We start from the raw sequence: 18,114 nt of genomic DNA on the forward strand, positions 1-18,114 counted from the left end.
TTAATTCATCGGCACGAAACATTGGGAGGACGGAGGTGACCAATTCCACCGGGAGTTCTTTGGGCATCGCTGTCATTACCGGAGCATCCTCCGGAATCGGCAAAGCTTTTGCCGAGCGCCTGGCCAGCGACGGCTACGCCATCGTGCTCGTCGCCCGCCGACGCGACCGGCTCGAGTCGGTAGCCCGCGAGATCAAGGCCTGCGGCGCCTCCGCGGAAATCATCGTCGCCGATCTGGCGCTACCGGAGGGCCTCGACACGGTGGAGCAGCGGATCCGGGCCGGGGACGTATCGCTACTCGTCAACAATGCCGGATTCCAGACTTACATGCCGTTCGTCGACCTCTCGATCGACCGCGCCCAGGAAGAGGTTGCCGTGCAGGTAACTGCGGTCATGCGTCTGTCGCATGCGGCACTTCCTGCGATGATTGCGCGCGGCGAAGGCGCTATTATCAATGTCTCTTCACTGCTCAGCTTCAGCGGAAGCCTGAACTCCCCGTTCATGCCGAAGCGCTCGGTCTATGCCGCCACGAAAGCCTTCGTCACCACCTTCAGCGAGCTTCTGGCGGCTGAACTCCAGGGCAAAGGTATTCGCGTCCAGGCGCTTTGTCCCGCGGTCGTCAGGACAGAATTCCATGACATCGACGGCAAGCCGGTCCTCAGGCCCAATGTGCCAGTGATGGAGCCGGCCGACGTCGTCAAGGCATCCTTGGCTGGCCTCCGGCAGGGTGACACGGTCTGCATTCCGGCCTTGGAGGAAGGGGGCAGGCTCTCCGCTGTCGCGGAGGCAAATCGCGCCCTGTTCGATGCCGGTCGCGGGGCCGAACTAGCGTCTCGATATCGCTAACGCCAGCGCGGCCCGTTCTGTCCCACTTGAGCTCCAGAGCCAAGTGGACGTGCCGCGAGCCCACCGAAGCGGCCGGTCCGTTCACAGGGTGCTCAGCTTGCACTGTGAACGGCCAGGATGAAGGCGCAATGCGGCCGTTCGCGCCATATAAAGCCGATCGTATGTTTGTTGCCGCTTATTGCCGGATGTGGGCTATCCGACTACTAACTGCATTCAACAAGGAGTAGCGACGAATTGAGCGTAGCGTTTGCCGAGGAGGAAAGCGCCGAGGCTGCATCGGAAACCATCCTTCCGCCTCCCTATCTCCGACCGCATAAACCTCGTCACGGAAGCAGGCCTCAAGATGCTGCAGGACGAATTGGCTCGCGCTCAGCAGGCTTTCGAGGCTGCCAGTTTGCTGGAAGAAGTCACCGAAAGGCGACGGCAGTCGGCGGTCCCGGTTCGAGATATGCGATATTATACCGAGCGCGTCCGTACCGCCCAGCTTATGCCGGGGCCGACGTCTGGTGAAGTGATCGCTTTCGGTCACACCGTTACCTTCGAGCGTGACGATGGCCGCACACAAACCTTCCGCTTCGTGGGCGAGGATGAGGCCAACCGTCTCAAGCTTCCATATCGCACGGTTCACCGGTCGCCATCGCGGTGATTGGCAAGGGAGTTGGCGAGATTGTCCAGCTAGGGCGCCGCCAACTTGAGATCGTGTCCATTTCTTAGTTTGACCTCGAGGTTGCAGGCAGTACCTCGCGCAATTCGAACGGCACTCCTCGCCGGGGGTAGTGGGCCCCGCGTCCCGCCTTCGCCGGCGCTATGCTGACGCTCCTTCGGCTACCCTCTTAACCGGTCTCGTCATTGCAGTCGGTCCCGCGTCGCGCCTGCGGCGCCGCTATGCTGACGCTCCTACGGCTGCAGTTTTCCCTACGGAAGCAGGGCACTCCGCCGTCTCTGTACAAACGAAATCCCATACGGCAGAGGCCGTTGCCACAGAGGGCGACAGCCTCACACGAGGGGAGAGATGGTCTTGACCATCTCTCCCCCGCGAATGCCGCCTGCGCAGAGCGGGGCCGCCCGCTCGCAAGGCGGCGCTGACTAAAAATCCGCTGAACTGATCCTTTCCGCCCCGCTTGTCGCGCAGCCCAGCTCCGCTCGCCGGCATTCGCCCCCCTCTCTGCCGCGCGCTCACGCGCCCCCGGAAGGCATGCCGAGGGGCATGCCTTCGGCATTTACGGGAAAGGACCAGAACCATGACCATCCATGCGAAGAGTGCGGAAACCACGACTGCCGGCGAAAGCGGCAAGGAGGTTTTCATTCCCCTGAACAAGCTGAAGAAGTCGCCGCGCAATGCGCGCAAGACCCCACACAGCGACGCGATCATCGAAGCCTATGCGGCCAGCATCGCCGCCAAAGGCATCCTGCAAAACCTAGTGGTGGAGCCGGAGCTTGACGGGGAGGGCGCGGAAACCGGCTTCTATCTCGTCACCATCGGCGAAGGCCGCAGGCTGGCGCAGCTTTTGCGCGCGAAGCGCAAGCAGATCAAGAAGACCGAACCGATCCGCTGCGTCATCGACACCAGGAACGATCCGCATGAGATCAGCCTTGACGAGAATGTCACGCGCGAGAACATGTCGCCTGCCGATCAGTTCGAAGCGTTCCGCCGGCTCAGCGAGGAACGTGGCTGGGGTGCGGAAGAAATCGCCGCCCGCTTTGGCATCACCGCCCATGTCGTGCGCCAGCGCCTGCGGCTTGGTGCCGTCAGCCCCAAGCTGATGCAGGTCTATCGCGATGGCGAGCTGACGCTTGACCAGCTGATGGCGTTCGCTATCACCGACGATCACGCCCGGCAGGAGCAGGTTTTCGAAAACCTCACCTACAACCGCGAGCCTTACATCATCCGGCGCGAACTGACACGAACCCATGTCGCGGCGAGTGATCGCCGTGCCGTCTTCATTGGCGCGGAAGCCTATACCGGCGCTGGCGGCATGATCATCCGCGACCTGTTCACCGATGATCGCGGCGGCTTCTATGATGATGCGGCTCTGCTCGATCGGATGGTCATCGAGAAGCTGCAAGGCATCGCCGAAACGGTCAGGCATGCCGAGGGCTGGAAATGGGCTGATGTCCACATAGACTTCCCGCATGCACATGGTCTGCGTCGTCACTACCCGCAGCCAGTGGTTTTATCGGAAGAAGACGAAGCCGCCTATCAGACGGCATTCGATACGTTCAACCAACTGACGGAAGAATGGAGGAGCGCCGAGGAATTGCCCGACGATGTCGATCAGCGTTTCGGCGAGCTTGAAACCGAGATCGAGCGCATCGACGCAATGCGTCACGCCTACGACCCGGATGTCATCGCGCGCGGCGGCGTGTTCGTTGTGCTCTCCCATGACGGAACGGCGCGCATCGAACGCGGCTTCATTCGCGCCGAAGACGAATTGCCGGCAGCGGAAGCAGGCGGCGAAGGCTACACCATCAATGGTGATGGCGAGATCATCGAGGCGGATGCCAGTTCGGACCCCGATCATGGAAACGATGAAGACGCGGAGGAGGACGGCAAGCCGCTTTCCGATCTCCTCGTCCGTGACCTGACTGCCCACCGGACACTTGGCCTTCGCCTTGCGCTCGGCGAGCAGCCGGACATTGCACTCATCGCCGTAACGCATACGCTCGCCGCACAGGCCTTCTATCAAGGCATGGAAGCCCATTGCCTGGAAATACGGCCGACCTGCACATATCTCGGCGGCCACGCCGATGGCATTGAAGACACGGCAGCGGCCAAGGCGCTGGCGGATCGCCATGCCGGCTGGGCAGCGGACATGCCGGCCGACGTGGCGGACCTTTGGGGCTTCGTCGCCTCGCTCGATCCTGCCAGCATCATGGCACTGTTTGCGCATTGCGCGTCATTGACCGTCAATGCCGTGAAACAGCCTTGGGAGCGCAAGCCCCGCGCCCACGAAACGGCGGACAGACTGGCGGCAGCGCTTGGGCTCGATATGACGGCACATTGGACGCCCACCGTGCGAACCTATCTCGGGCGGATCACCAAGGCGCACATCCTCGCCGCAGTCAGCGAGGCTGTCAGCAGTGAAGCAGCGGAAACGCTTGTGGCGTTGAAGAAGCAGCCGATGGCGGAAGCCGCCGAACAGTTGCTGGCGGGGACGGGCTGGCTTCCCGCGCTCTTGCGGACCTTGCAGCCTTTGACTGTTGTCGGCCACCTTCCAGTCGAAGCCGGGGACGTAATGGCGAACGAGCCTTCCGCAGCGGACCAAGTATCCTTGGACAATTCACATGTGGCCTCTTCCGATGGCGACGGTGCGAGCGAAGCCGCTAAGGGCTTCGACGTCGCCGCCGAATGAATGCCAATCCCCAGAGCCGCTTGGGCGGCTCTGGGTACCGTTAGAATTTGCCGGCCACGCCGTTCAGCGTGGCCGGGACCTCGACCGCATGACATGGAAACACGGCAAACGGTGGCGGCTCTTCTCTTGGCGATGCCTCGTCCACGGCAAGCCTCTTTGCAGCTTGTCGCAAATACTACGGCGGTCCATCGGTCCCACTCGAGGCTTATCGGCCTAGTGCTGGCCTTGAAAGGCGCGCATAGTCGAAGTGGGGGGAGCTCGGATCGCCGTCTTGCTGGACCATATGAAAGTCTGGGCCTCTTGGTAGGATCGCTTTCCATTATGCGACTGGCGGGCGGCAACCCGGCAGTGAGCGCGTTTTGCCATCTGTGTCCATTGTCTCAGCGGACAGCAATCTCCGCTTGGACGGCAGGCATCAGGCCGCCTCAGACCGGCCTTTAGAATGTTTGCGATCTGAGAGCGAAGCGCTACCACGTAGCCATTTGGGTGGTTCCTTCTGTCAGGTGACCAGCCACGCCCACGCGTCCTCGAATGGATTGGGTCTGACCGAAGATCGGCTTCGCCTCGATCGTTTCCCTGCAACGTCCAGCGCTGGCTTTTTTCCGCCGCCGCCCAAGAGGCCGGCTTTGCATCGCGAAGCAAAAAAGCCATCGCTGGCCGCCTTCCACTTCGTTCCAGCCCGAAGAACCACCCCCTTGCGCAAGCGCAACGGGGACCCCGGTGGGTGCAGACCGATCGTCTCCGGTCTCAAGACCCCCATCGAGGACGCGATGGGCGCGGCCCGATCAAACGGAAGGAACCACCACCATGGCTACCATCGGCATGTTCACCAGCACCGCAAAGGGCTTCAAGGGCTCGGTCAAGACCCTCAACCTCAACGTCAAGGCGGTCGACTTCGTCCCCGCCGAAGGCGACAATGAAAAGGGTCCGGACTACCGCATCTTCGCCGGCGCCACCGAGTTCGGCGCCGCCTGGAAGAAGACCTCGCGAGAGGGCCGCGACTACCACTCCGTCAAGCTTGACGATCCGAGCTTCCCCGCTCCGATCTACGCGAGCCTGGTCGAGACCGAAACGCAGGGCGAATTCTCCCTCATCTGGTCCCGCCGCGCCGCCGAGTGAAATCGGCACCAAGCAAAGAGAAGCCCCGTCCGGCGGACGGGGCTTCGCCATGTTCAGATCCGCCACCGCCCAGGACTAGGCGGTGCAACGGGGCCGACTAGCCCTTGGCAGGGCTTTTGCGCGGTTTCTTGACGGGCGACTTCGCGGTCGCCGGCTTGGTCGCCGCAGTCATCGCGCGCGCAGCCCGTTTCAGCTTGGGGGTCACCGCCGGTGTGGGCTCCGCTGGCTTGCGCCCGAGCCCGGCAGCCTTTGCCAGCGCCGAGCGGGCGGCAGCGTAGTTCGGCGCCACCATCGGATAATCGGCGGGCAGGCTCCACTTCGCCCGGTATTCGTCAGGGCTGAGATTGTAGTGCGTGCTGAGGTGTCGCTTGAGGGATTTGAATTTTTTCCCGTCCTCCAGGCAGGTGATGTAGTCCGGCGTCACCGACTTCCTGATCGATACGGCAGGCTCCAGTTTCACCACAGGCTCGGCCGCAGGCGTACCGATCCCCTGCAACGCGGCATGAATGTCGCCTATCAGCTTTGGCAGTTCGGTGACCGGCACCGGATTATTCGACACATAGGCAGCTACAATATCAGCAGCGATGGATACGAAATCAGCTTTGTCCTGCTGTTCGTTTGAAATGGTCATGGATATTTTCCTCTTGGTCATCCGTCAGGCAGTCGTGTTGGCTAAAAGGTCTTTTTCGGCAAATAAGAAAACAAATCGTTAGCCTGCCAACACTGCCCGTCACATTGTGAGATTCAAGGCGGCAAGCTTCGCTTCCTTTGTTGGGATCGGCAGCGGACGAACCTCACCCACAGCCTTCCGGGAAGCGAGGGGACTTTCCCTCGCTTCCCCACCATTGCCGTCTGTTGCAGAGCAGGGCCGCCGGCTCGCAAAGCGGCTGACTGAATCACACGACTCTCAAATCAATTCCGTCCGCTTCGCTCGACCGCGCAGCCCGGCTCCGCGCGACCGCATTGGCCCCCATCACTCCCGCGCGCTCACGCGCCTCCGGAAGGCATGCCGGGGGACATGCCTTCGGCTTTGACGAAAAAGGAGTGAGAGCAATGAACATGATCACGAATACCAATGGCAACGAGCAGCAGCCTGTAACCGGCAGCTTTCGCGTGGACATCTCGCGCGGCGAGCGCGTTGGACGCGTGTCCTCGGAATGGTTTTCGCGTCCAGACGACGAGCGCTATCTGTCACTTACCGAGCTCTACAACAGCGTGGGCGCCCGTGCGGATCGCGCCACCGCCAGGACTGTGGAGAGCCGGGCAATAAGGGTTGAGGCCAGCCGCGCAAATGCGGAAAGGCTTGCGCTCATTGTGCCCGGACAGGACCAGCCGTTAGCGCCCACGCATTGGAGCTTCGGCCAATTGTGCAGCCTTGTCGGCGCACCCGCCACCTACATGCGCCAGCTTCCTGCGCCGCTGGCTGGTATCAACCTGCAGCACGGCCTGCTTTCCCATCGCGCCGAGCTCATGAAGACCTTGGAGACGGAAGACGGACGGATCGAGCTTCGCGCCGTCACCGGGCCGGACTATGGCCGCATCTGGGATCATGAGCTTGTCGCAGCGGTCATGAGGATCGCAGGCAACGGCACCGGCGATACCATTTGGAAGGTGCCGGGCGTGCTGGATTGGGCGACCATGACGCACAATCCCCTCGTCGACATCACCAAGGATACCACGACGCTTTACGCCAGTGACCGAGATGTTTTCCTGTTTCTGGTGGATGACACCCACCCCATCGAGGCCGGACGGCTGCCGAATGGAGAGCCGGATCTGTATTTCCGGGGATTTTATTGCTGGAATTCGGAAGTCGGATCGAAGACCCTGGGCATCGCTTCGTTCTATCTTCGCGCGGTTTGCATGAACCGCAACCTTTGGGGCGTCGAAGGTTTCGAAGAAATCAGCATCCGGCATTCGAAGTTTGCCGCGCAGCGTTTTGCCCATGAGGCAGCGCCGGCCTTGACGAGTTTCGCGAACTCCTCACCGGCGCCATTCATCGCCGGCATCAAGGCCGCCCGCGAGAAGATCGTCGCCCGCAGCGATGACGACCGCGAAAGCTTCCTGCGCAAGCGCGGTTTCTGCAAGGCCGAAACCGGCAAGATCATCGAGTCCGTCTTGCAGGAGGAAGGCAGGCCGCCCGAAAGCATCTTTGATTTCGTGCAGGGGATGACGGCGCACGCCCGCACCAAATCCCACCAAGACAGCCGGCTTGAGCTTGAAGGAAAGGCAAAGGCACTGCTGGAAAAGGCTGCCTGACTGTCTTGGCGCTGCGCGGTCGGGCATAGGCCGCGCAGCTGGATTTCCGGCGATCCCTGAACCCGGATCGATGAAAGCGGCCGCATCTGGCTGGCCGCCGCCGCTCGCCGGGCTCCGCCCGGCTCGCGACGCGACGGCGGTCACATCAACCAACTCCATCATTAACAACGCCAAAGTCGAATGCCCCAGTACGAGCAGCTTGCCAGTCTTCCTGGGCCACTTCGTGATAACGGCGTCGCTCCAGTTCGTTGGGACCGCCTTGAGACGTAGAAGGCAGCGCCCAATCCGTTCGCAGTTCCGGAGGCGATGCCGGCACAGCATCGCGTGATGCTTGCTGAGCCTCCTGCGCCGGGACCATGACACCTGTAGGGTCTGTGCTTTACGTCTTGAAGGGGAGGCAACCATGATTGAGCCGTTTGACGAAACCGCGCCGACCGGGGACGAGCTCACCGAGTATGATCGCCGACACGTAAAACTCTACATGCGTTTGTTTGACGCCGACGCCGACGGCGCGGATTGGCGCGAGGTGGTTAAGGTCCTCTTCGGGATTGATCCGACAAAGGAGCCACAGCGCGCGCGACGCATCCACGATAGCCATCTGTCGCGGGCACGCTGGATGACGCGCACAGGCTACCGCCATCTTCTGCGCCAGACTGATACCTAGCGAGCATTGCGCAGCCGGCGATGCCGAAAAGGCATCACGCGATGTCTCCTCCGGGTCTTCCGCCAACCGCCTAAGCGCGGAATCGATTCCAGCACAACTTGCAGTTTCAGCGAGGAGCCGCACGATGATGCCGAACACATCGCATTGGCGGGACGACAGCCGCTACGAGTTCTTCGACAATCTGCCGGTCGAAGGTCTCGCCTGGGAGTGCCTTCGGCGCTCCGATCCTTATCGGCGGCTCTTTCTAACGCTCGCTGACGCGGGTGCCGAGAGCGAACCGTTTCCACCGGAAACACAGCAGCTCTGGGGGTTGCGATTTCCCGGCCAGACCCGACTTGTCAGCATTGACGCAGAACGTCCTCTGGTCCCCCTTGGTGGATCCGGCCGTGCTGACCCTCATGCCTTCTCCGGATTTCCTGTCATTCGAACCGTACACGACGCCCGGCGGGTTCGGTTCGCATCGCCAGAGTCCGCAAGGATTCCATGCCGTCCATGACGGTGTGATCGCCACACAACTTCTCCTCCTTCCCGGCAGCGAAGAAAACCGGCAACTCGCGGCCCTGATCCCGCTGGATTCCCAAACGCTCGGGCGAGTCGAAGCGCTCATCCGTTTCTGGCGTGGCTATCACAAGCGGCCGGTACCACCGGACACGCGAATGACAATTCCGCAGCGACGGCGCCTGCGCCTGATGATGCGGGCCGCCGATGGCCGCAGGAACGGCGCCAGCTACCGTGACATCGCCACTGCCTTTTATGGCAAAGAGCGTGTCGCCTCCAATCCATGGAAAACCTCGTCTCTGCGCGACGCCGTGATTGGTCTCGTCAAGGGCGGGGCCGCGATGATCGGCGGCGGCTACCTGCAACTCCTGCGCCACCACAGGCGGTCCTAGCGCTCGGGGGTGGAAATATCACGCCCCCCAATCTTCCCCATCCCATGCGAAGCCGCCACTGCGCCACCGTAATCGCCGTCCGCCGCTGAACGCCAGCGGTTCTCTGAAGCCCCACGGAGGCCCGATAATGCGACCAGACCTCGCCGCTTTGCCGCCGCGCTTTCTTCGCACCAAGGAAGCCGCAGAATTCCTCAGCCTGTCATCACGCACCCTCGAAAAGCACCGCACCTATGGCACCGGTCCTGCCTATCGCAAACTGGGCGGCCGCGTTGTCTACGACGTTGACGACCTGCAGACCTGGGCTGAGCGCGGAGCCGTGACCTCGACCACCGATCCGCGCGGCTCCGTCCTTCCCGCCAAGCGCCATTGGCCGGCGCCCGCGACCCTGGCCGGACGCGGTGGACGCTGAACTGCGGACGATCGCCGCGAAGTCGGCGCAGCTCGATCACGCAGGCACCGCTGGCCCCGCTCTCGATTGGTCTTGGCGCCGGCACGATCAGGAGACCGATGATGACAGATATCGCGAACGCTTGTTCGGGCCGATCAGCGCACGACGCGTTGCCGAACGATGGCCTCACCCATGTCGATCTGACGTGGGTCGAGAAGAAAATCGAGTACTGGATTCGCTTCGGTTCGGCCGCTCGGGAAGAGATCCTCGACCGGCGCCGGCGCATTTTATCGTTCCGCCCTGGTACTGCCTTTGCGTTCGTCCGCTGGGCGGCGAACGACTTCGGCACGATCATCTCCCGCGTCGATATCGTGCGCGCCGTCGCTCACGGCGAAGCCTATCAGACGCTGCCCTTTGTGCGACCAGGCGGCGACATCCTGCTCAAGGTCGAAGGCTGGCCCAAAGTCGAGCGGGTGCTGCAGGCGATCGATGCCATCGAGCGCCTCGGCATCGATCCGGGGACAGCCTCGCCCGATCATTGGCGGCACGTCCAGAACCGGATGGCCGCCGGGCAGGAGCCTCGTGATTATACGCTGGACCTGCATCGCGCCTTCCAGTCGCGGCGACGGGTCCAGTCATGACCCGGCCCGCTTTTGTTGTCGCCACGGTGCTGGCTAGCATGGGCGTGCTCTGGCCGGTCGTCACGACGGTTTCGCCGAAGTTCGTCTGGAATGCATCAGCCAGCGCTCCGATCGGCCTCTACCGGATTGACGCCGGCGCACCAGGCGTATCGACAGCGCTCGTAGCTGTCGATACGCCCGAACCGCTCGCAACCTTCCTTGCCGACCGGGGATACTTGCCGAAGGGTGTGCTGCTTCTGAAGCATATCCTCGCCGTTTCCGGTCAAAAAGTTTGCCGGAGCGATCTGACCATCGCAGTCGATGGCGTTGACGTTGGCGTTGCGCTCAAGCGCGATCGCGCTGGCCGCGATCTGCCAAGCTGGCAGGGCTGCCGACGCATCCCGAGCGGCGATGTGTTCCTGATGAACACGCAGGTCCGCGACAGTCTCGACGGTCGTTACTTTGGTCTCCTCTCCACCGACCACATCATCGGCCGCGCGGTCCCACTGTGGATCGACGAGCAAGGCTACGGCCGCTTTCAATGGCGCGCGCAAGCGCGGTGAGCGCGCCACCTGCGCCGCCGCTCGCGCCGTCTTTTCATCACCGTGCACCATCAACGACAGGAGCTACGACATGCCACAGATCGGAGAGTTTACGCGGACTCAAACCGGCTATTCGGGGCGCATCCGGACACTCAGTCTCAACTTCGACGTCGCGGTCGTCGAGGCCGAGGCGAACGACACGGAAAACGCACCCGACTATCGCGTGCACGTCGGGGGCGAAGACGGCCCCGCGATCGGCGCCGGATGGAAACGTACCAGTGAAAAGGCCGGCGCGTTCGTATCGCTGCAGATAGACGATCCAACCTTCGCGCAACCGATCCGCGCCAATCTCTTCCAGAACGGCGACGACAACAAGTCCTGGTCGCTGCAGTGGTCGCGTCCACGCGACCGTGCCGAAAAGGACTGAGCGATGTCTGTGCGCCGTCGGTCGACAAATGAGTCGGGGCCGCTTGCCTTGCTTCGCAGGGCCGCGTGGTCGGCACTCGCGCTGCTTGGCGAGCTCTGCGTTGTCTGCGTCATTCCCGCGAATGCGTTGGCGCAAAGCCCGGCGGTCGTCACGCCGTCGGCGCGCAATCACTACGAGGCCCACATCGCCGAAGCGGCGCGCCGCTTCCGGCTTCCGCCCGCCTGGATCCGGGCCGTGCTTGTCGCCGAGAGCGCGGGCGATCAACACGCCACTTCGCGTAAGGGCGCCATGGGTTTCATGCAGATCGTGCCCAAAACCTGGGCCGGTCTGCGCGTCCGATATCGCCTCGGCCGCGATCCCTACGATCCGCACGATAACATCGTCGCGGGCTCGGCCTATATTCGCGAGCTGCTGGATCGCTACGGATCGCCTGGCTGGATTGCTGCCTATAATGCTGGCCCCGGACGCTACGAGATGTCGTTGCAAGGGCGGCGGCTGCCTCAGGAGACGCGCGCCTACGTTGCCATCGTTTTATCTGCGATCGGCAACGACGGCACACCGAACGCTATCAACCCGGCGGTATCCAAACCGCCGGACTGGAGGGTCGCGCCGCTGTTTGCCGCGCGACCGACCGGCAGCTTGGGTGACGATCGGGTGCAACTCGGGCGCCTGCCCGATGGTGCCTCAAGCGAAGAGACCGCATATGCTCCTTTTCATGTCGCACCACAGCGGAGCGGCCTGCTTGTGCCCGAAGCGCGCCAAAAGTCTTCGCCATGAGCCGTCCCAGCGCTCTTCGCATTGTCTCGTACTCCGGCGTGCCAAAGCGTGCGCAGAGGCCAGGTGCAGGCAACATGACCGGAGGACGGCAGGATAAAAGCGCGCACATTGCGCGTCGGTCCGTCGGTTGTTCTTGCACGATTTTCTGGCGCGTTCCGCACATTGCATACCCCCGGCGCAATGTGGGCACCGCTACCAAGTCAGTGTATTTGCCTCCTGTTTTCCACATTGCGGGATATCGCCATGGTGAATGAGCGCGAGCTCCGTATTCGACCTGGCCGCATTCGCTCGACGCGCGCACAGCAGGCCCGGCCGTTCATCGCCCAGGCATTGGCCGCGGCAAAAAAAGCCGGCTGCGGCATCTCGCGCTCGGGCCGGATCGTTTCCGGCAATCGCTCCCGCTTTGGTCACGGGCAGCGCGCCAGCATCCAGGCCAATCGCCTCATCACTTCGCGCTCGCGAGGCGCCGTCGTCAAGGCGCGCGTCGTCCGCCATTCCGTGCGCACAGCTCCGCTCGGCACGCATCTGAGCTATCTGCGGCGCGAGGGTGTAACCCGGGACGGGGAGAAGGCGCGGCTGTTCGGGCCGGGGACAGAGGACGCCGATGGAGCGGCCTTAGCCGCACGCGCCGAGGACGACCGGCATCATTTCCGCTTCATCGTCTCGCCCGACGACGCCCTCGAAATGGCCAACCTCAAATCCTTCACCTGCGATCTGGTCGCGCAGATGGAGAAGGACCTCGGAACGCGGCTTGACTGGATGGCCGTTGATCACTGGAACACAGAGCACCCGCATATTCATCTGATCGTGCGTGGGGTTCGCGATGACGGCAAGGATCTGGTCATCTCGCGCGACTACATCAAGGAAGGCATGCGCGACCGGGCGCGCGACCTGATTACCCAGGAACTGGGGCCGCGTACCGATCTCGATATCCGCCGCGCGCTCGAGAGCCAGATCCAGTCCGAGCGTTGGACGCAACTCGATCGTCAGTTGCTTCGCAACAGCCGCGACGCCGGCGTCATCGATCTCGCCCCGTATGCCAACAAGCAACCTGATGAGTATCATGCGCTGAAGGTCGGCCGTCTGCGCAAGCTGGAGACACTTGGTCTCGCCGACCAGATCGGGCCTGGCCAATGGGTCATCGACGACCGGGCAGAAGCAACACTGCGCGAGCTCGGCGAGCGCGGCGACATTATCAAGCGTATGCACCGCGCATTGGGTGCGCAAGCCATCGAGCGCGGTCCAGCCAGTTACGTTCTGGCCGCAGAGCGCCTTGATACACCGATACTCGGCCGGCTGGTCGATCGCGGCCTCGACAACGAACTGAGTGGCACGGCCTACGCCATCGTTGACGGCGTCGATGGACGCACCCATCACATCAAGCTTGCCGATCTGGAAGCTACTGGCGACGGCGGGCCGGGATCGATCGTCGAGTTGCGTAAATTCGATGATGCGCGCGGGGTGCGACGAATAGCACTCGCGGTGCGCTCCGATCTTGGTGTGGACGCACAGGTTGCTGCATCAGGTGCGACCTGGCTCGACCGTCAGGCCATCGCTCGCGAGCCTGCCGCCTTGTCCGAGGCCGGCTTCGGCGTCGAGGTCCGCGACGCCTTGAACCGGCGGGCCGAACATCTGATCAATCAAGGGCTGGCAGAACGGCAAGGCAACCGGATCGTCTTCAACGGCAACCTGCTCGGCACGCTGCGCCGCCGCGAACTCGAGAACCTTGGCGATAAGCTCGCGGCTGACACCGGACGGCCTTTCAACCGTTCCGCCAGCGGCGAATATGTCGCCGGCGCCTATCGCCAGCGCCTGTCGCTTGCCTCCGGCCGTTTCGCCATGATTGACGATGGACTTGGTTTCCAACTCGTCCCCTGGACGCCCTCTCTCGAAAAGCATCTCGGCCAGCACGTCTCAGGCGTCGCTCGTTATGACGGCGCCGTTGACTGGAGCTTTGCTCGCAAACGCGGGCTTGGTCTCTGACAGTATTAAGAAAGGACCATGCCATGTCCGCCACGAAGATCCTCTGGGGTCAGATCCTCACCGTCTTCCTGATCGTCTTGTTGACGATCTGGGCGGCGACGCAGTGGACCGCATGGAGGCTGGGCTTTCAGGCCCAGCTCGGGCCACCCTGGTTCGAGCTCGCTGGGCTGCCCGTCTATTATCCACCCGCCTTGTTCTGGTGGTGGTATTTCTATGATGCCTACGCTCCGGATATCTTTCTGGAGGGTGGCCTTGTCGCCGCGTCGGGCGGGTTCCTTTCAATCATCGTCGCGATCGGCATGTCGGTGTGGCGGGCGCGCGAGGTGAAGAACGTTCAGACCTATGGTTCGGCACGCTGGGCCGACAGGCGGGAGGTGGAACTAGCCGGTCTTCTCGGCGATGATGGCGTGGTGCTCGGACGCTATGACCGCCAATATCTGCGCCACGATGGGCCCGAGCACGTGCTGTGCTTTGCCCCAACTCGATCCGGCAAGGGCGTCGGCCTGGTGGTGCCATCGCTGCTTGCCTGGCCGGGATCGGCGATCGTCCACGACATCAAGGGCGAAAACTGGCAACTCACCGCCGGCTTCCGGGCCCTGCATGGCCGCGTGCTGCTCTTCGATCCGACCAATGCGAAGTCGTCCGCGTACAATCCTCTGCTGGAAGTCCGCCGCGGCGAATGGGAGGTCCGCGACGCCCAGAACATCGCTGACATTCTCGTGGACCCGGAAGGGAGCCTGGAGAAGCGCAACCATTGGGAAAAGACCAGTCACGCGTTGCTGGTCGGCGCGATCCTGCATGTCCTCTATGCCGAGGGGGACAAGACGTTGGCCGGCGTCGCCGCCTTCCTCTCCGATCCGAAGCGCCCGATCGAATCGACGCTTGCAGCGATGATGAAGACCAAGCATCTCGGCGAAGCCGGCCCGCATCCGGTCATCGCCAGCGCGGCGCGCGAACTGCTCAACAAATCCGACAACGAACGCTCAGGCGTCCTTTCGACCGCGATGTCCTTCCTCGGTCTCTATCGCGATCCGGTGGTCGCAGAGGCGACCCGTCGTTGCGATTGGCGCATCGCCGACATCGTCGGCGGGAAACGGCCGGCAACGCTTTACCTCGTCGTTCCTCCCTCGGACATCAATCGGACCAAACCGCTCATTCGCCTTATCCTCAACCAGATCGGACGCCGCCTCACCGAGGACCTGTGCAAAAAGACCAGCCGCCACCGCTTGCTTCTGATGTTGGACGAGTTCCCGGCCCTTGGCCGTCTCGACTTCTTCGAGAGCGCCCTGGCCTTCATGGCCGGGTATGGCCTGAAGAGCTTCCTCATCGCGCAGTCGCTCAATCAGATCGAGAAGGCTTACGGTCCGAACAACTCGATCCTTGACAACTGTCATGTGCGCGTCAGCTTCGCCACCAACGATGAACGGACCGCCAAGCGCGTGTCCGATGCGCTTGGCACGGCAACCGAAATGCGTGCAATGAAGAACTATGCCGGCCACAGGCTCTCGCCTTGGCTCGGACACCTGATGGTGTCGCGGCAGGAGACAGCGCGACAGCTTCTGACCCCCGGCGAGATCATGCAGCTTCCGCCGACCGATGAGATCGTGATGGTGGCGGGGGCGCCGCCGATCAGGGCGAAGAAGGCGCGATACTACGAAGATATCCGCTTTCGGGAGCGCATCCTGCCGACACCACAGTTGGGTCGTTCCGAGACGGCCGATCCTGGCGACTGGAACCAGCTGCCGTTGCCGACCCGACCTGAGGTTGCCATCGCTTCCGGTATGGCCGGAAACGACGATGGCGATCCAACGGAATCAGAACGACGCCTGCAGCCCGAACTCAATCGTGCGCGGCCCGTCGAGCAGACAGGCCCGATCGACAATGAGTTTGAGATCGATCCAGGCGACGATACCGACGACGATGATGCCATCCGCAATCGACGCCTGGCTCGCCTCATGAAGGGCGTGGCGCGGCAGGTTTCGCTCGACCCCGATGATGGCATGGAGTTGTAGGGCCATGACCGGACGCAAAAAGAAAGTACAGATCTCGGTTTATCTCGATCAGACGATCATGACCATGCTTGGCGACTACGCGGCGCGGCGCGATCAACCTCAATCCATGATCGCAGAGGCTGCCATCGCTTCGTTCCTGTCGCCGGATGCGGACGAGCGTCGCGAGGCGGCGATTGCCAAACGCCTCGACCAGGTCGATCGCCGCCTGGCCAGACAGGAGCGCGATATCGGCATCGCGGTCGAAACCCTGGCGGTGTTCGTCCGCTTCTGGCTCGCGACAATGCCGTCCTTGCCAGAGCCCGCCGCCCAGGCGGCGCGCGCCAAGGCTGCGGAACGCTACGACGCCTTCGTCACCGCCTTGGGTAAGCGCCTGGCGAAGGGACCGAAACTGCGGCAGGAGATTTCGGAGGATGTTCATCCGATGGATGACAAAGGACTTCCGTCCTCAACCGGATTGTAGTCTGCTGTTCGCGCCATCCAACAGCCTCTTCATTGCGGCGGCGGGCTGCCGCAGCGTTAAAATTCCTTGGGTTGCCGTTTCACCTGACAGTGACTGCTCAACTGCCGGGAAGTGACGCGGTTGCCTTCCCCGACAGTCCTTGATTTGCCAGTTCTCCGAGAAAACGGCTGAACGGGACGATGTCCTGGTGAACACTGGCCTGCTCAAGAGCGGCCATGTAATCGGCGCGGCGTTGCACCGGGATGACAGTCCAAGGGTAGCCGCCGCCCGCCATCATGACATTCATCAAGAACCGACCCATGCGGCCATTCCCATCCATGTAGGGGTGGACATAGACAAAAATGAAATGCCCAAGGACGACCCGAACAGCCGGATGCTCCTCTGCTTCGAGCATCTCAAAAAAGACAGGCATCGCGTCCCGCACGGCATTGGGCGGCAACGGAACGTGCATCGAATTGCGAATGAACACGCGCTCGCCGCGGTAGCCCGCGAGATCGCCGGGTTTGACGATGCCAACGGTCACGCTGGGGGCGAATAGCTCGCGGTACCACTCTCCATGATCGTCATCGACGACCCGGCCAGGGTTTTGATTGGCTAGGACAGACGCCACGCTGCGTTTGACCGCTTCGAAGGCCTGGTAATAGCCGCGAGCGCGTCGCGGTGCTCGCCGTCTTGCGGGTTCCTGTCGGGGTTCCAGGTGCCGCTGCGCACCCGATCGATCAGGTCGGGACTGACTCGATAGCCTTCGATGGAAAGCGAATGATAGGCATCGGCGGCATAGACGTCATCGACGCGCTGAAGATAGCCATCGACGTCACTCGGGCGCCCAGGTGCTTCTGGAAAATTCTTGATTACCGCACCGCGCATTTCCTGCCACATCAGTCTGATCCGTCCGGCATAGGGTGACGTCTCGCGGCGCGGCAGGGACAACTCCAGCTGCGTGTCGAACGGGTCGGTTTCGCGAACTTTGTAGCCGGCGGCCTGCATACTGCGGACAATGTCATCTGCGATGCGTTCGCGGCCAATGTTGCGAAAGGCACCGCCGAGGCGGCCGGCGATCGTGCTATGCCCCCCTTCGAGCAGGCGGGTGAGAATTTCAGAGGCATCCGAGAACATCGCCAGTGCCGTCCGCGCGTCGGTCGGCTTTTGCGTGAAGAAACCGGGTGAGGCTTCGATGAGCGCTGCCGGCAATGCGTAGAGACGAAGGCCGTCTGTTTCGGTAATATCGCGAGCAACCGGCAAGCTGGCGCGCATGTCGAAAATCGAGGTGCCGTACAGAAGGCTGGTTGGCTTGTTGCCTCCAGCGGGAGATCGCACCAGCAATTGCGCCGGGACCGTACGATTGCCGGCATGAAAGGAGAGTGAGGCTTCGGGGCCGATACACCAGTCTCTGCCGAAGCGATCGCTCAAATAGCTGGTGCAAAAATCCCAAAATGAGGCGTACCAACCCGTCGTCTCGCCCTGGCGCTGATGGGGATTGGCCGGGATGTACCAGCCCTTCATGACTTCTTGCAGGAAGCCGCCTTTGAGGAGCCGCTCGCGATGGGTGCGTGAGAGATCACTCGAGCGGATGGCGACGATGTGCCGATCTTGCAGTTCCTTCAGCGCTGCGAGCGACTCGGCCAATTTCTCATGGGGCGGTGCCATTTTGCACGGTCCTTAGGTGTTTGTGTTGTGCGTTCATTAGGGTTTCGCGCTGCTCTACCATTAGGTTTTTGTGCTGCGCGAATATTAGGTTATTATGTTGCACCATTTTTAGGGTTTTGTGCAATAAGCTA

At 62.3% G+C, this 18,114-nt stretch carries 18 protein-coding genes and 1 pseudogene; 16 read left to right on the plus strand and 3 right to left on the minus strand.

Going from position 1 to position 18,114, the window contains the following annotated elements; translation table 11 throughout:
- Window positions 1-59 precede the first annotated feature (59 nt).
- From FJ548_RS17975 to FJ548_RS17990, 4 genes and pseudogenes are all read left to right on the plus strand, one after another.
- The gene (locus FJ548_RS17975) at window positions 60-845 is read left to right on the plus strand and encodes an SDR family oxidoreductase (RefSeq protein WP_181168827.1); all 786 of its coding nucleotides are present in this window, start codon (window positions 60-62) and stop codon (window positions 843-845) included.
- Window positions 846-1,079: 234 nt separating this feature from the next.
- Window positions 1,080-1,559, plus strand: a pseudogene (gene greA, locus FJ548_RS17980) (transcription elongation factor GreA).
- A 527-nt stretch (window positions 1,560-2,086) separates the two neighbouring features.
- Window positions 2,087-4,198: a ParB/RepB/Spo0J family partition protein gene (locus FJ548_RS17985; protein WP_140778567.1), complete on the plus strand. Its 2,112-nt coding sequence runs from the start codon at window positions 2,087-2,089 to the stop codon at window positions 4,196-4,198.
- Window positions 4,199-5,005: 807 nt separating this feature from the next.
- On the plus strand, window positions 5,006-5,317 hold the full coding sequence (locus FJ548_RS17990; protein WP_140682099.1) for a DUF736 domain-containing protein: 312 nt from the start codon (window positions 5,006-5,008) through the stop codon (window positions 5,315-5,317).
- 97 nt (window positions 5,318-5,414) lie between these two features.
- Here FJ548_RS17990 and FJ548_RS17995 read toward each other — a convergent pair whose 3' ends face one another.
- Window positions 5,415-5,969, minus strand: coding sequence for a MucR family transcriptional regulator (locus FJ548_RS17995; RefSeq protein ID WP_246678695.1), 555 nt, complete (start codon window positions 5,967-5,969; stop codon window positions 5,415-5,417).
- Between the two features lie 401 nt (window positions 5,970-6,370).
- Between FJ548_RS17995 and FJ548_RS18000 the strand changes: the two genes are divergently transcribed.
- The 12 genes from FJ548_RS18000 (at window position 6,371) to FJ548_RS18055 (ending at window position 16,336) form a co-directional block, all read left to right on the plus strand.
- Window positions 6,371-7,573 carry a DUF932 domain-containing protein gene (locus FJ548_RS18000; protein ID WP_140778568.1) on the plus strand — a complete coding sequence of 401 codons (1,203 nt, stop codon included), beginning with the start codon at window positions 6,371-6,373 and terminating at the stop codon, window positions 7,571-7,573.
- 403 nt (window positions 7,574-7,976) lie between these two features.
- Entirely contained in the window at window positions 7,977-8,237 is a 261-nt protein-coding gene (locus tag FJ548_RS18005) for a DUF2285 domain-containing protein (protein WP_140778569.1), read from the plus strand.
- Window positions 8,238-8,364: 127 nt separating this feature from the next.
- Entirely contained in the window at window positions 8,365-8,733 is a 369-nt protein-coding gene (locus FJ548_RS30495) for a DUF6499 domain-containing protein (protein WP_246678700.1), read from the plus strand.
- On the plus strand, window positions 8,624-9,127 hold the full coding sequence (locus tag FJ548_RS18015; protein ID WP_140778570.1) for a DUF2285 domain-containing protein: 504 nt from the start codon (window positions 8,624-8,626) through the stop codon (window positions 9,125-9,127). Before FJ548_RS30495 ends, FJ548_RS18015 begins: the two co-directional genes overlap by 110 nt.
- 127 nt (window positions 9,128-9,254) lie before the next feature.
- Window positions 9,255-9,536 carry a helix-turn-helix domain-containing protein gene (locus FJ548_RS18020; protein ID WP_140778571.1) on the plus strand — a complete coding sequence of 94 codons (282 nt, stop codon included), beginning with the start codon at window positions 9,255-9,257 and terminating at the stop codon, window positions 9,534-9,536.
- A 101-nt stretch (window positions 9,537-9,637) separates the two neighbouring features.
- Window positions 9,638-10,156 carry a DUF2840 domain-containing protein gene (locus tag FJ548_RS18025; RefSeq protein WP_210242681.1) on the plus strand — a complete coding sequence of 173 codons (519 nt, stop codon included), beginning with the start codon at window positions 9,638-9,640 and terminating at the stop codon, window positions 10,154-10,156.
- A complete protein-coding gene (locus FJ548_RS18030) occupies window positions 10,153-10,698 on the plus strand; it encodes a S26 family signal peptidase (protein ID WP_140778573.1) in 546 nt (181 codons plus the stop codon). The genes FJ548_RS18025 and FJ548_RS18030 overlap by 4 nt, the downstream gene beginning before the upstream one ends.
- Window positions 10,699-10,768: 70 nt before the next feature.
- On the plus strand, window positions 10,769-11,104 hold the full coding sequence (locus tag FJ548_RS18035; protein WP_140778574.1) for a DUF736 domain-containing protein: 336 nt from the start codon (window positions 10,769-10,771) through the stop codon (window positions 11,102-11,104).
- A 126-nt stretch (window positions 11,105-11,230) separates the two neighbouring features.
- The gene (locus FJ548_RS18040) at window positions 11,231-11,881 is read left to right on the plus strand and encodes a lytic transglycosylase domain-containing protein (RefSeq protein WP_246678701.1); all 651 of its coding nucleotides are present in this window, start codon (window positions 11,231-11,233) and stop codon (window positions 11,879-11,881) included.
- A 243-nt stretch (window positions 11,882-12,124) separates the two neighbouring features.
- The gene (locus FJ548_RS18045) at window positions 12,125-13,864 is read left to right on the plus strand and encodes a VirD2 family relaxase/mobilization nuclease (RefSeq protein ID WP_140778576.1); all 1,740 of its coding nucleotides are present in this window, start codon (window positions 12,125-12,127) and stop codon (window positions 13,862-13,864) included.
- Between the two features lie 23 nt (window positions 13,865-13,887).
- Window positions 13,888-15,876 (plus strand): conjugal transfer protein TraG, encoded by a 1,989-nt coding sequence (locus FJ548_RS18050; protein ID WP_140778577.1) that lies wholly within the window; start codon window positions 13,888-13,890, stop codon window positions 15,874-15,876.
- A 4-nt stretch (window positions 15,877-15,880) separates the two neighbouring features.
- Window positions 15,881-16,336: a CopG family transcriptional regulator gene (locus tag FJ548_RS18055; protein ID WP_140778591.1), complete on the plus strand. Its 456-nt coding sequence runs from the start codon at window positions 15,881-15,883 to the stop codon at window positions 16,334-16,336.
- 97 nt (window positions 16,337-16,433) lie between these two features.
- Here FJ548_RS18055 and FJ548_RS30500 read toward each other — a convergent pair whose 3' ends face one another.
- A complete protein-coding gene (locus tag FJ548_RS30500) occupies window positions 16,434-16,859 on the minus strand; it encodes a Fic family protein (RefSeq protein ID WP_246678696.1) in 426 nt (141 codons plus the stop codon).
- A 71-nt stretch (window positions 16,860-16,930) separates the two neighbouring features.
- Window positions 16,931-17,983: a hypothetical protein gene (locus tag FJ548_RS18060; protein ID WP_246678697.1), complete on the minus strand. Its 1,053-nt coding sequence runs from the start codon at window positions 17,981-17,983 to the stop codon at window positions 16,931-16,933.
- Window positions 17,984-18,114: the final 131 nt, after the last annotated feature.

Source organism: Mesorhizobium sp. B2-4-17, from assembly GCF_006441275.1.
Classification (GTDB): Bacteria; Pseudomonadota; Alphaproteobacteria; order Rhizobiales; family Rhizobiaceae; genus Mesorhizobium.

Excerpts from the sequence above, each read along its gene's own strand:
- FJ548_RS18025 (WP_210242681.1), top strand. The coding sequence starts at position 9,638 with ATGACAGATATCGCGAACGCTTGTTCGGGCCGATCAGCGCACGACGCG.
- FJ548_RS17985 (WP_140778567.1), top strand. The coding sequence starts at position 2,087 with ATGACCATCCATGCGAAGAGTGCGGAAACCACGACTGCCGGCGAAAGC.
- FJ548_RS17990 (WP_140682099.1), top strand. The coding sequence starts at position 5,006 with ATGGCTACCATCGGCATGTTCACCAGCACCGCAAAGGGCTTCAAGGGC.
- FJ548_RS18060 (WP_246678697.1), bottom strand. The coding sequence starts at position 17,983 with ATGGCACCGCCCCATGAGAAATTGGCCGAGTCGCTCGCAGCGCTGAAG.
- FJ548_RS18045 (WP_140778576.1), top strand. The coding sequence starts at position 12,125 with ATGGTGAATGAGCGCGAGCTCCGTATTCGACCTGGCCGCATTCGCTCG.
- FJ548_RS18030 (WP_140778573.1), top strand. The coding sequence starts at position 10,153 with ATGACCCGGCCCGCTTTTGTTGTCGCCACGGTGCTGGCTAGCATGGGC.
- FJ548_RS18005 (WP_140778569.1), top strand. The coding sequence starts at position 7,977 with ATGATTGAGCCGTTTGACGAAACCGCGCCGACCGGGGACGAGCTCACC.
- FJ548_RS30495 (WP_246678700.1), top strand. The coding sequence starts at position 8,365 with ATGCCGAACACATCGCATTGGCGGGACGACAGCCGCTACGAGTTCTTC.
- FJ548_RS18055 (WP_140778591.1), top strand. The coding sequence starts at position 15,881 with ATGACCGGACGCAAAAAGAAAGTACAGATCTCGGTTTATCTCGATCAG.
- FJ548_RS18035 (WP_140778574.1), top strand. The coding sequence starts at position 10,769 with ATGCCACAGATCGGAGAGTTTACGCGGACTCAAACCGGCTATTCGGGG.
- FJ548_RS18020 (WP_140778571.1), top strand. The coding sequence starts at position 9,255 with ATGCGACCAGACCTCGCCGCTTTGCCGCCGCGCTTTCTTCGCACCAAG.
- FJ548_RS17995 (WP_246678695.1), bottom strand. The coding sequence starts at position 5,969 with ATGACCAAGAGGAAAATATCCATGACCATTTCAAACGAACAGCAGGAC.
- FJ548_RS18000 (WP_140778568.1), top strand. The coding sequence starts at position 6,371 with ATGAACATGATCACGAATACCAATGGCAACGAGCAGCAGCCTGTAACC.
- FJ548_RS18050 (WP_140778577.1), top strand. The coding sequence starts at position 13,888 with ATGTCCGCCACGAAGATCCTCTGGGGTCAGATCCTCACCGTCTTCCTG.